Origin of the sequence: Enterovirga sp., from assembly GCF_028290205.1 — a bacterium.
In the GTDB taxonomy this organism is placed as follows: Bacteria; Pseudomonadota; Alphaproteobacteria; order Rhizobiales; family Beijerinckiaceae; genus Enterovirga.
Genome location: NZ_JAQGKF010000130.1, coordinates 1 through 11,181, shown reverse-complemented (window position 1 = coordinate 11,181; position 11,181 = coordinate 1). Strand labels below are relative to the sequence as shown.

Below are 11,181 nucleotides of genomic sequence, written 5' to 3'. Positions count from 1 at the left end.
CACGCGCACGCCGCTGCCGCCCGCCGCCCAGGCGGTGCCGCGCGGCCAGCGCACCTTTGCGCGCTGCAACGCGGAGGCCGTGAAGCGGCGCCTTCGGGGGGCCGAGCGGCGCCACTTCGTGCAGCGCTGCCGCCTCGGCTACGGCCTTCGGCTGTTCCGGCGCGGCCGGGGCCCGGCCGCCGGCGCCGCCACGCATTGAGCCCGCCCTTGCAACTCGTCATCTTCGACGTCGACGGCACGCTGGTCGACAGCCAGGCCCTGATCGTCGCCGCCCAGCGTGAGGCCTTCGCGGCCTGTGGGCTCGTTGCCCCGACGCGGGAGCGCTCACTCTCCATCGTCGGCCTGTCCCTGCGCGAGGCCTTCACGGCGCTGGTCGGGCCGCTCGGGCCGGTGGAGGAGCTGGCCGAGGCCTACCGGCAGGCTTTTGGGCGATTGCGGGCGGATCCGGCCTGCGAGGAGCCGCTGTTTCCCGGCATCGAGGGGATGATCCGGCGGCTGGCGGCCGAGCCCGACATCCTGCTCGGCATCGCCACGGGCAAATCCCGCAAGGGCGTTGCTCACCTGGTGGACCGGCACGGCTGGGACCGGGTGTTCACCACCATTCAGACGGCAGACGACTCACCCTCGAAGCCCGATCCCGGCATGCTGCTCGCCGCCCTGGCCGAGACGGGGCTCGGGCCCGCAGACGCCGTGATGATCGGCGACACCACCTTCGACATGCTGATGGCCAGGGCGGCCGGCATCCGGCCCATCGGCGTGTCCTGGGGCTACCACCCCGTCCCCGCCCTGTGGGAGGCCGGAGCCGAAACCGTGATCGACGATGTCGAACACCTCGCGCCCCTGATCGGGCTGCGGCAGCCGGCGGGGGCTGCGGCCCATGGCTGATCCAACCGTTTCCACCGGCAAGGCCGGTCTGCCCAAGCGCTTCTTCCGGGAGGCGCGCGCCGAGGCTGGGGAGGGCGGCTTCGTCCTGTCGCTCGACGGCCGCCCGGCCCGCACGCCCGGCCGGGCGCCATTGCTGCTTCCGACCCTCGGGCTCGGCGAGGCCGTGGCTGCGGAGTGGAACGGGCAGGGCGACACCATCGACCCGGCCACCATGCCGCTGACGCGGCTCGCGAACACGGCGATCGACGGCGTGGCCCGCGAGATGGAGGCCGTTCGCGCCGACATCGCGCGCTATGCCGGATCGGACCTCGTTGCCTACAGGGCCGGCGAGCCCGCCACCCTGGTGGCCGCGCAGGACGCGGCCTGGGAGCCCGTTCTCGGCTGGGCCCGAGAGGCCCTCGGCGCCCGCTTCGTGCTGAGCCAGGGCGTGATGTTCGTGCAGCAGCCCGACGACTCCCTCGCCCGCGTGCGAGAGCGGCTCGAGGCGGAAAGCTCGCCGTTCCGGCTGGCCGCCCTCCACGTGATGACGACGCTGACCGGCTCCGTCCTGATCCCGCTGATGCATGTCGCGGGCGCGCTCGAGGCGCAGGCCGCCTGGGAGGCGGCACATGTGGACGAGCGCTACCAGGAGAGCCATTGGGGCCAGGACGCCGAGGCGGCGCTGCGGCTCGAGAGGCGCGAGGCCGAGTTCGTGGCGGCCTCTCGGCTCTATCGGCACGTCGCGGACTAGCCGCGGGTCGCGCGCAGCACGGAGCCCGTTGGTCCCACCCGCAGCCGCGTGCTAGTGCCCGGCCACGAACGGGGACGGTTGATGAAGGACATGCTGGAACTCCTGGCGGAACGCCGGGACGAAGCGCGGCTCGGCGGCGGCGAGCGCCGCATCGAGGCGCAGCACAAGCGGGGCAAGCTCACCGCCCGCGAGCGGCTGGAACTCCTGCTCGATCACGGCTCCTTCGAGGAGTTCGACATGTTCGTGCAGCACGGCTGCACCGATTTCGGCATGGAAAAGCACAAGATCCCGGGCGACGGCGTCGTCACCGGCTGGGGCACCATCAACGGCCGCACGGTCTTCGTCTTCTCCAAGGATTTCACGGTCTTCGGAGGCTCGCTGTCGGAAGCGCATGCCCGCAAGATCACCAAAGTCCAGGACATGGCGCTTAAGGCGCGGGCCCCGATCATCGGCCTGTTCGATGCCGGCGGCGCACGCATCCAGGAAGGCGTGGCGGCCCTGGGCGGCTATGGCGACGTGTTCAAGCGCAACGTCATCGCCTCCGGGGTGATCCCGCAGATCTCCGTCATCATGGGTCCCTGCGCGGGCGGCGACGTCTATTCGCCCGCCATGACGGACTTCATCTTCATGGTCCGCGACACGAGCTACATGTTCGTGACCGGGCCCGACGTCGTGAAGACGGTCACCAACGAGGTGGTCACGGCCGAGGAGCTTGGCGGCGCCAAGGTCCACACCACCAAATCCTCCATCGCCGACGGCGCCTATGACAACGACGTCGAGGCGTTGCTCCAGGTGCGGCGGCTTGTCGACTTCCTGCCGGCCAACAACCAGGAGGGCGCGCCCGTCTGGGATTCGTTCGACGATCCGGACCGCACGGACACGTCGCTCGACACGCTGGTGCCCGACAATCCGAACAAGCCCTACGACATCAAGGAACTGATCGCGAAGGTCGCCGACGAAGGCGACATGTTCGAGATCCAGGAGAATTTCGCCCGCAACATCGTCACGGCCTTTGGCCGCATCGAGGGCCACACGGTCGGCTTCGTGGCCAATCAGCCCATGGTTCTGGCGGGCGTGCTGGACGCCGACGCCTCGCGCAAGGCCGCGCGCTTCGTGCGCTTCTGCGACGCCTTCAGCATCCCGATCGTCACCTTCGAGGACGTGCCCGGCTTCCTGCCCGGGACGGCGCAGGAATATGGCGGCCTCATCAAGCACGGCGCCAAGCTGCTGTTCGCCTACTCGGAAGCGACCGTGCCGCTCGTCACGGTGATCACCCGCAAGGCGTTCGGCGGCGCCTACGACGTCATGGCCTCGAAGCACATCGGCGGCGACGTCAACTACGCCTGGCCGACCGCCCAGATCGCCGTGATGGGAGCCAAGGGCGCGGTCGAGATTATCTTCCGGGGCATGGATGCGGACGGCATTGCGGCCAAGACCAAGGAATACGAGGACCGCTTTCTGTCGCCCTTCGTGGCGGCCGAGCGCGGCTATATCGACGAGGTGATCATGCCCCATTCGACGCGCCGTCGCGTGGCCCGGGCCCTCGCCATGCTGCGCGAGAAGCAGGTCGAGACGCCCTGGAAGAAGCACGACAACATCCCGCTGTAAGGCCGTCGTTTTCGGCCACGCAGCATGTCGCAGCCGCGCTCGGCCGGATGACAAGGCCGGGTGCGGGCTCTAGACAGAGCCGCATCGTCACCTGGGACCCCGCATGAAGGCCAGAGTTACCGTCACGCTGAAATCCGGCGTGCTCGATCCGCAGGGCAAGGCCATCGAGGGCGCACTCGCGTCGCTCGGCATCGCCGGCGTCACGTCGGTGCGCCAAGGCAAGCTGTTCGACGTGGAACTGGACGGCGCCGACCAGGCCGCCGCGGAGGCGGCGCTCGGCCAGGCCTGCGAGAAGCTCCTCGCCAACACCGTGATCGAAACCTACCGGATCGAGATGCAGCCTGGACAGGCGGCAGCCGCGCCGGCGCAGACGCCGGCGGAGGATGCCGCAGCCGAAGGCCCGGCTTCGCCGGCCGCTGTCGATCCGGCCGCCGCGACGGACATCGCGGCGCGCGACACCGACATGCCCACGGAGGGGCATCCCTGACATGCGGGCCGCCGTTCTTCTCTTTCCCGGGTCCAACCGCGACGGCGACGTCGCCCGCGCGCTGCGCGGCTCCGGCGCGCACGTCCAGACGGTCTGGCACGCGGAAACCTCTCTGCCGGCTGGAACCGATCTGGTGGTTCTGCCCGGCGGCGTCTCCTCGGGCGACTACCTGCGCGGCGGCGCCATCGCGGCGCGGGCGCCGGTGATGGATGCCGTGCGGGCCCATGCCGGACGGGGCGGGCTCGTGCTCGGCATCTGCAACGGCTTCCAGATCCTGTGCGAATCCGGGCTTCTGCCGGGCGTTCTGATGCGCAATTCCAACCTGCGTTTCATCTGCCACCGGCAGTCGGTGCGGGTGGAGCGGGCCGACACGGCCTTCAGCCGCGGCTACGAAACCGGCCAGGCCATCGACATCTGCGTCGCGCATGGCGAGGGCAATTACACGGCCGACCCCTCCACCCTGGCCCGTCTCGAGGGCGAGGGGCTCGTGGCCTTCCGATACTGCACCCGGGATGGGCGCATCACCCAGGACGCGAACCGCAACGGCTCGCTGAATTCCATTGCCGGCATCTATTCGCCCCGGCTCAACGTGCTGGGGCTGATGCCGCACCCGGAGAACTTCGTCGATCCGCTGGTCGGCGGCATCGACGGCAAGCCCATGTTCGACAGTCTGGCGGCCGAGCGCGCCGCCGCCTGACGGTCAGGTGGCGGCGGTTTTGCCGACGGTGCGCCGGCTCCTGAACACGCCGGTGCGCCTGGGATCGGCGCCGCTGCGGTCCGTCGCCGCCGTGCCGGCCTTCTGCAGATCGCGCCGGAACTCGTCGCGCCGCTCGTGGATGGAGGCGATGACCGGCCCCATCGGCACCCCGATATCGACCAGCACCGCCTCCGAGAGCTGCAGGCTCGCCTCGATGGTCTCCGGCACCGCGTCGTTCACGCCCAGCCGGTAGAGATCGCGCGCGTGCCGCGCGTCCCGCGCCCGCGCCACGATGGTCAGGTCCGGCCGGAGCTGGCGAGCAGCCTCGACCACGAGCTGGACGGCGGACGGCCGGTCGAGTGTGACCACCAGCGCCGTGGCGCTGTCGATGCCGCAGGCCCGCAGAAAGGCCGCCGAGGTGCAATCGCCGTAGCAGACGGCTGGGTTGCCGGATTGCGCACCCACCAGAGCCGGGTTGGAATCGATCGCCAGGTAGCGGATCGCGTGCCGGCCCAGCATGTCCGCCACGAGCTGTCCGACCCGCCCGTACCCGGCCACGATGACGTGCCCCTCGAGATCGCTCGGCGGCGGCTCGGGCCGCAGCGGCGGCGCGGACTGCTCGGCCACCTCGCGGCCGGCCCGGCGGGCGAGCCGGGCCAGGAGCGGCAGGGCGATCATGGAGGCGGTGGCCACTGCCACGAGCGCGCCTCCGACATCCGAGGGGACGAGGCTCGCGGCCACGGCCGCCCCGAGCAGCACGAAGGCGAATTCGCCGCCGGCGCCCAACAGCAGGCCGGCCTCGACGCCGACCCGCAGCGGCAACCGGAACACGCGGCTGAGGCCGAGCACGATGAGCGCCTTGAGGGCGATCAGGCCCACGGTCGCGGCCAGGATCGCCAGCGGCGCCGCCGCGACGACCCGCAGGTCGAGCCCCATCCCGACCGACACAAAGAAGATGCTGAGAAGGAGACCCTTGAACGGCTCGAGCATGGCTTCGATGGCGCGGCGGTACTCGGTTTCGGCCAGCAGGAGACCGGCCACGAAGGCCCCAAGCGCCATGGACAGGCCGCTCGTGGCGGCCACCAGCGCCGTGCCGAGGACGACCAGGAGCGAGGCCGCCATGAAGAGTTCCGGGCTGCTCGTGTCGCCGACCAGCTTGAACAGAGGCCGCAACGCCAGCCGGCCGGCGATCACGATCACGGCGAGCGCGAGCGCGGCCTGCACGAGAGCCAGCGAGAAGGCCGGCAGCAGGTTGCCGGACCCGGCGGTGTCCACCGCCGTGATGGTGAAGAGAACCGGCGCGACGGCCAGGTCCTGGAACAGCAGCACCGAGAAGCTGGCGCGGCCGGTCGGCGAGTTCAGCCGCCTCTGCGTCGCCAGGATCGGCACGATGATGGCCGTGGACGACAGTGCCAGCGCGATGCCGCAGAGCAGGGCCTGCCCCGGGCGAAGCCCGAACCACATGCCGACCAGTGCCAGGGCGGCGCTGGACAGCACCACCTGAGCCGCGCCGAAGCCGAACACCAGGCGCCGCAGGGCCCGCAGGCGCTCCCAGGAGAGTTCGAGGCCGATCGCGAACAGCAGGAATACGACGCCGAACTCGGCCAGGTGGGCGACCTGATCGGTCTGTGCGATGGTGAACCAGTCGAGCCAGGGCAGCGTCGGAACCAGCCGCCCGAGCCCAAACGGGCCAAGCAGGATTCCGGCCCCGATAAAGCCCAGAACGGGGCTGACCTTGAGGCGGCTGAAAACCGGAACCACGATCCCAGCCGTTGCCAGGAAGAGCATGATTTCCTTGTAGGATCCCGCGTCTATGGGTGCCGCCATCGTGTCTCCGCGTGTCGCCGCCGAATCCGCGCGCGGCCGGACAGCCTGCGGTCACTAAACCATGGTTCGGGGGGGCGTGTCGCATTCCGGGGCCGCCCCGCGGAGGCCTGCCGCCGGGGCTTGCTTGGCAGGGATCGCGGCATCGCTCTAGAACCCAAGGGCGAGAAGGAACGAGCATGCGCTTTCAGGGGACCCGAGATTACGTCGCGACCGACGACCTCAAGGTGGCGGTCAACGCCGCCATCGTGCTGGAGCGACCGCTGCTGGTGAAAGGCGAGCCCGGAACGGGCAAGACCGTGCTGGCCGAGGAGATCGCCAAGGGGCTCGGCGTCCCGCTGATGACCTGGCACATCAAATCGACCACCAAGGCCGCGCAGGGGCTCTACGAGTACGACGCCGTTTCGCGGCTGCGCGATTCGCAGCTCGGCGATCCGCGGGTGTCCGACATCGGCAACTACATCCGGCGCGGCCGGCTCTGGGACGCGTTCCAGGCGCCGGAGCGGCCCGTGCTGCTGATCGACGAGATCGATAAGGCCGACATCGAGTTTCCGAACGACCTCCTCCTGGAGCTCGACCGGATGGAGTTCCACGTCTACGAGACGGGCGAGACGATCCGGGCCGAGCGCCGGCCGATCGTGATCATCACCTCCAACAACGAAAAGGAGCTGCCGGACGCCTTTCTGCGCCGCTGCTTCTTCCACTACATCCGCTTCCCCGATCCCGAGACCATGGCTCAGATCGTCGAGGTGCATTATCCCGGCATCAAGCGCCGCCTGATCGAGGAGGCGCTGCGGCTGTTCTTCGAGGTGCGGGACGTGCCCGGGCTCAAGAAGAAGCCCTCCACCTCCGAGCTGCTGGACTGGCTGAAGCTCCTGATGTCCGAGGATATCGGGCCTGAGCAGCTGCGCGAGCGCGACCCCCGCAAGCTCATTCCGCCCCTGCACGGGGCGCTCCTCAAGAACGAACAGGACGTCTCGCTCTTCGAGAAGCTGGCGTTCATGAGCCGGCGCGAGGCACGCTGACCGGCCGGTCCCCGACGCAAAAAGGCCCGGCACACGGCCGGGCCTCAGATCCAGGTGTCTGACGCCGAAGCGCCGTCAGCACTCGACCTTGGTTTTCGTCCGGGTATCGCCGAACTCGTTGGTCTTGGTCACCGACTTCGAATCGCAGCCGACCGACCCGGTGGTCTCGGTGGTCCGCTTGGTGGTGGTCCCGATCACGTCGGAGTTCTGCTTGGTCACCGTGGTCCGGTCGCCGAGCGGGCCTTCCTCGCGGGTCACCGTGGTGCTGGTCTGCGCAATTGCGGCCGTGCTGAGCAAGGCCGCGAAGGCGGCGATGGCAACGCTTTTCATGATGTCCTCCTGCAAGGATTGTGGCCCAGCAACGCGGAGAACAGAGGCCGGGTTCCGGGGCTAAGCTTCCGCCCCGGGCCGGCCGCCGACGATCGGCTCACTGCAAGGGTGAGACGCGCGACGGCACGGGTCAGAAACGCATGCCCATGCCGGGACGGCCGGTTTCCGAGACAAAGGGTTTGGCGCGGGATCCGGGCTCGCCGCCCTGATCGAACTCGGCCGGCACATACCGCTTCGGCCGCTCGAAGTTCTGGGCCGGGGCGGCGGCTCCGGAGCGGCGCGCGCTTGTGCGGCCCGCCGCATCCCCGCCTTCGCCGGTCGCCTGCGGCCGGCTCTTGGCCGCTGCGGCCGGCTTGTCTGCCGCCGGCTTCCGCTTCGCGCCCTCCTTGGGCAGCGGGTCCGACGCGGAGGGCGGCATCGGCATCGTGGCGAGGGGCGGGGAGGACTGGGCGGAGACGGCCCCCGACAGGAGGAGGGCGCCTGCCAACGCGGAGCCGCGAATGAAACCTGACATCATGTGACCTTCTCCGGTGGCCCGTTGCGGCCCCTCGATGCGTTCCCTTGCGCCAGAACGGCGGCGCCAAGATGGCCGTCGCGCAGGCGCCGGTCCGGCCTCTACAGGATTCGCCCGAGCCCCGCCCGCCGGCTCGCCGCAACCGAAACCGGCCCAACTCCGGCCCGCCGCCACGCCGGCCGAGGCCGCCCTTCGCTGCTCCGCCCGACGCGGCGAGGCATAGCGGCGCGGCCGGGCCGACGTCCTTGTCTTCGGGGGCCGAGAACCCTAGTTTGCCGGCCAACGCAGGACGGGCGCCGCAGGGCGCGCAGGAGGGTTCGCCATGGGTGGCGCGAGCATCTGGCACTGGATCGTGGTCGGTCTCCTGATCATGGTGTTCTTCGGACGCGGCAAGCTGTCCGAGATCATGGGCGACGCGGCAAAGGGCATCAAGGCGTTCAAGAAGGGCATGGCCGAGGACGACACGGCCAGCGCGGCTCCGGCCACCGCGCCCGGCGCGACGGCCGAACCGGTCCGCACGCTGGAACACCGGAACGAGCCGGTCCCGACGTCGTCGACCTCAACCCTCGCCGACCGCAAGCTCGGCTGATTTCAGGGGCCGTCCGGCCCGTATCCGGCCGGCCGCGCGTTTCGCGGCCGGGGTGAGACCGCGTCATGTTCGACATGAGCTGGGGCGAGATCATGGTGATCGGGGGCGTTGCCCTGATCGTCATCGGCCCCAAGGACCTGCCCAAGGCGCTGCGGACCGTGGGGCAGATGACGGCCAAGGTGCGCCGCATGGCCGGCGAGTTCCAGGCGCAGTTCTCCGACGCCATGCGGGAAGCCGAGCTCGAAGACGTCCGCAAGGAGGTCGAAGGGCTCAGCCGCGGGGTCGCCTCGGCCACCTCCGCGGCCTTCAACCCGATCCAGACCATTCGGGACGAGATCAAGGGCTCGGTTGACGCGCCTGTGCGGCCGTCCGACCTGCCGGTGTCGCACACGGCTGACCTGCCGCCCCCGGACTGGAGCGCCGGAACCGAGCCGGCCTTCCCGCCCCCCGAGCCCGCCCGGCCTGCATTCCCGGAGACCCACCCCCTCGTGCCCCTGCCCGTGGATGAGCCGGCCCTGCCGGCCCTTGCGCCGCCGCCGCCGAGCCCGGCCGCTTCCGCGGGCCCAGAGCCGCTCGGCGCTCCCCTCCTGCCGGCCCGGGAGGCCCAGGCGTGAGGACCGATACGGACGAGGCCGAAGTCGAGGCATCACGCGCGCCGCTGCTGGATCACCTGATCGAGCTGCGCTCGCGCCTGATCAAGGCGCTGATCGCCTTCATCATCATGTTCTTCGTGTGCTTCGCGGGCGCGAAGCACATCTACAACATCCTGGTTCAGCCCTACGTCTGGGCAGTCGGCGGCGCCCACAACGCGCCCATGATTTACACGCACGCGCTGGAATTCCTGTTCACGCAGATCCAGGTTGCCGTGTTCGGGGCGGCGTTTCTCGCCTTTCCTGTGATCGCGACCCAGATCTACAAGTTCGTGGCGCCGGGGCTCTACAAGAACGAGCGCCAGGCCTTCTTCCCGTATCTGGTGGCGACTCCCATCCTGTTCTTTGTGGGCGCCATGGTGGTTTATTTTATCGCCATGCCGCTGGTGATGAACTTCTCGGTCGGCATGCAGCAACTCGGGGCGCAGCCGGGCGAGGCGCAGATCCAGTTCCTGCCCAAGGTGCAGGAATACCTGTCCCTCATCATGACGCTGATCTTCGCCTTCGGCATCTGCTTCCAGCTCCCGGTGATCCTGACGCTGCTGGGCCGGGCGGGGATCGTCGATTCGCAGTTCCTGAAGGACAAGCGCCGCTACGCCATCGTCGGCGTGTTCATCGTGGCCGCGGTGCTGACGCCGCCTGACGTGATCAGCCAGATCGCGCTCGCGGTGCCAACCTTGCTGCTCTACGAGGCCTCCATCATCGCCGTCCGCATGGCGGAGAAGAAGAGCGCCGCCGCGGCAGCGGCCGCCGCAGCCGCCGCGGAATAGCCGAGCGGCCGGCCCGGGCTTGTCCCGGCCGGGCCGATGTGGAAAGCGGAGCGGCTTCCGACAGGGACTGGCCGGGCCTCGGCGCGGCCGCCACAATGGAGAAGGCCGGGTGCCGCCCGGCCTCACCGCCATGCACGACATCCGCCTGATCCGCGACGACCCGGCCGCTTTCGACGCGGGGCTCGAGAGCCGCGGCCTCGCGCCCCTCTCCGCTGAACTTCTCGCGCTCGACGACCGGCGCCGCGCCGCGGTCGCGGCCGCCCAGGCCGCGCAGGAGCGCCGCAATGCGCTGTCCAAGGAGGTGGGGGCGGCCAAGAAGGCCAAGGACGAGGCGCGCGCCGCCGCCCTGATGGCCGAGGTCGCGGCCCTGAAGGAGCACGCCCCGGCGCTCGAGGCGGAAGAGAAGGCGGCCGAGGCGGCGCTGCGGGCGCGGCTGGCCGAGATCCCGAACCTTCCCGCAGCCGACGTGCCGATCGGAGCCGACGAGCACGACAACGTCCAGCGCGAGGACCACCGCTTCGAGGGCGACCGCCAGCTCGGCTCGGGCCGGCAGCATTTCGAGCTCGGCGAGAGCTGGACGGTCGGTGGCCGGCCGCTGATGGATTTCGAGGCCGCGGCCAAGCTCTCGGGCTCGCGCTTCGTGGTGCTGCGCGGCCAGCTCGCCCGGCTGGAGCGGGCGCTCGGCCAGTTCATGCTCGACCTGCACACGAGCGAGCACGGCTACACCGAGGTGTCGCCCCCGCTGATGGTGCGGGACGACGCGATGTTTGGGACGGCGCAGCTGCCGAAGTTTGCAGAGGATCAGTTCTACGCTTTGTCGTCCCTCGATCCGAAAAATCTCCGAGAGGACGTCGAACAGCTTCTGACCATGGCAGCTGCGGGGGTGGAACGTGAAAATCAGTTTGGCGACGCCGACAGGGAAATGGCGAAGCATGTTGTCGCTGCGCTTAGGACGTCCGGCATCAACAGCGCTGATCGAGAGATTTTGTCCGGTTATGTTATCAAGGCGGTCGACGGCCTGATCGTTGCAAGGAGAGAGCTCCAGAGCGATCGACTTACGACTGCTCGGTAC

General features: G+C 69.7%; 12 protein-coding genes and 2 pseudogenes. 11 read left to right on the top strand and 3 right to left on the bottom strand.

Going from position 1 to position 11,181, the window contains the following annotated elements; translation table 11 throughout:
* The 6 genes and pseudogenes from JWR86_RS09305 to purQ form a co-directional block, all read left to right on the top strand.
* A partial coding sequence (locus tag JWR86_RS09305) for a PsiF family protein (protein ID WP_299564062.1) occupies positions 1 to 199 on the top strand: 199 nt, incomplete at its 5' end.
* Positions 200 to 207: 8 nt separating this feature from the next.
* Positions 208 to 885: an HAD-IA family hydrolase gene (locus JWR86_RS09300; protein WP_299564059.1), complete on the top strand. Its 678-nt coding sequence runs from the start codon at positions 208 to 210 to the stop codon at positions 883 to 885.
* On the top strand, positions 878 to 1,615 hold the full coding sequence (locus JWR86_RS09295) for an ATP12 family protein (RefSeq protein ID WP_299564056.1): 738 nt from the start codon (positions 878 to 880) through the stop codon (positions 1,613 to 1,615). Before JWR86_RS09300 ends, JWR86_RS09295 begins: the two co-directional genes overlap by 8 nt.
* An 81-nt stretch (positions 1,616 to 1,696) precedes the next feature.
* Complete coding sequence (locus tag JWR86_RS09290; protein WP_299564053.1) at positions 1,697 to 3,223, top strand: acyl-CoA carboxylase subunit beta; 1,527 nt, start codon at positions 1,697 to 1,699, stop codon at positions 3,221 to 3,223.
* Positions 3,224 to 3,326: 103 nt separating this feature from the next.
* Positions 3,327 to 3,560, top strand: a pseudogene (gene purS / locus JWR86_RS09285) (phosphoribosylformylglycinamidine synthase subunit PurS); the annotation flags it as partial.
* Between the two features lie 151 nt (positions 3,561 to 3,711).
* Positions 3,712 to 4,407, top strand: coding sequence for a phosphoribosylformylglycinamidine synthase subunit PurQ (purQ, locus tag JWR86_RS09280; RefSeq protein ID WP_299564050.1), 696 nt, complete (start codon positions 3,712 to 3,714; stop codon positions 4,405 to 4,407).
* Between the two features lie 3 nt (positions 4,408 to 4,410).
* Here the strand turns inward: purQ and JWR86_RS09275 are convergent, their stop codons facing one another.
* On the bottom strand, positions 4,411 to 6,234 hold the full coding sequence (locus JWR86_RS09275) for a cation:proton antiporter (protein ID WP_299564046.1): 1,824 nt from the start codon (positions 6,232 to 6,234) through the stop codon (positions 4,411 to 4,413).
* A 176-nt stretch (positions 6,235 to 6,410) separates the two neighbouring features.
* On the opposite strand from JWR86_RS09275, the gene JWR86_RS09270 reads away from it, so the two are divergent.
* Positions 6,411 to 7,256, top strand: coding sequence for a MoxR family ATPase (locus tag JWR86_RS09270; protein WP_299564043.1), 846 nt, complete (start codon positions 6,411 to 6,413; stop codon positions 7,254 to 7,256).
* 75 nt (positions 7,257 to 7,331) lie between these two features.
* On the opposite strand, the gene JWR86_RS09265 is transcribed toward JWR86_RS09270, so the two are convergent.
* Entirely contained in the window at positions 7,332 to 7,586 is a 255-nt protein-coding gene (locus JWR86_RS09265; protein ID WP_299564040.1) for a hypothetical protein, read from the bottom strand.
* Between the two features lie 130 nt (positions 7,587 to 7,716).
* Positions 7,717 to 8,103, bottom strand: coding sequence for a hypothetical protein (locus JWR86_RS09260; protein ID WP_299564037.1), 387 nt, complete (start codon positions 8,101 to 8,103; stop codon positions 7,717 to 7,719).
* Between the two features lie 319 nt (positions 8,104 to 8,422).
* On the opposite strand from JWR86_RS09260, the gene JWR86_RS09255 reads away from it, so the two are divergent.
* The 4 genes and pseudogenes from JWR86_RS09255 to JWR86_RS09240 form a co-directional block, all read left to right on the top strand.
* Positions 8,423 to 8,689, top strand: coding sequence for a twin-arginine translocase TatA/TatE family subunit (locus JWR86_RS09255; RefSeq protein ID WP_299564034.1), 267 nt, complete (start codon positions 8,423 to 8,425; stop codon positions 8,687 to 8,689).
* Positions 8,690 to 8,754: 65 nt separating this feature from the next.
* Positions 8,755 to 9,303, top strand: coding sequence for a Sec-independent protein translocase protein TatB (gene tatB, locus JWR86_RS09250; RefSeq protein WP_299564031.1), 549 nt, complete (start codon positions 8,755 to 8,757; stop codon positions 9,301 to 9,303).
* Complete coding sequence (gene tatC / locus JWR86_RS09245) at positions 9,300 to 10,109, top strand: twin-arginine translocase subunit TatC (protein WP_299564028.1); 810 nt, start codon at positions 9,300 to 9,302, stop codon at positions 10,107 to 10,109. The genes tatB and tatC overlap by 4 nt, the downstream gene beginning before the upstream one ends.
* A 130-nt stretch (positions 10,110 to 10,239) precedes the next feature.
* Positions 10,240 to 11,181 (top strand): annotated as a pseudogene (locus JWR86_RS09240) (hypothetical protein); the annotation flags it as partial.

What these genes read in the sequence shown, in the direction of transcription:
- JWR86_RS09295 (WP_299564056.1), top strand. Translation starts at nt 878, where the DNA reads ATGGCTGATCCAACCGTTTCCACCGGCAAGGCCGGTCTGCCCAAGCGC.
- JWR86_RS09290 (WP_299564053.1), top strand. Translation starts at nt 1,697, where the DNA reads ATGAAGGACATGCTGGAACTCCTGGCGGAACGCCGGGACGAAGCGCGG.
- purQ (WP_299564050.1), top strand. Translation starts at nt 3,712, where the DNA reads ATGCGGGCCGCCGTTCTTCTCTTTCCCGGGTCCAACCGCGACGGCGAC.
- JWR86_RS09275 (WP_299564046.1), bottom strand. Translation starts at nt 6,234, where the DNA reads ATGGCGGCACCCATAGACGCGGGATCCTACAAGGAAATCATGCTCTTC.
- JWR86_RS09270 (WP_299564043.1), top strand. Translation starts at nt 6,411, where the DNA reads ATGCGCTTTCAGGGGACCCGAGATTACGTCGCGACCGACGACCTCAAG.
- JWR86_RS09265 (WP_299564040.1), bottom strand. Translation starts at nt 7,586, where the DNA reads ATGAAAAGCGTTGCCATCGCCGCCTTCGCGGCCTTGCTCAGCACGGCC.
- JWR86_RS09260 (WP_299564037.1), bottom strand. Translation starts at nt 8,103, where the DNA reads ATGATGTCAGGTTTCATTCGCGGCTCCGCGTTGGCAGGCGCCCTCCTC.
- JWR86_RS09255 (WP_299564034.1), top strand. Translation starts at nt 8,423, where the DNA reads ATGGGTGGCGCGAGCATCTGGCACTGGATCGTGGTCGGTCTCCTGATC.
- tatB (WP_299564031.1), top strand. Translation starts at nt 8,755, where the DNA reads ATGTTCGACATGAGCTGGGGCGAGATCATGGTGATCGGGGGCGTTGCC.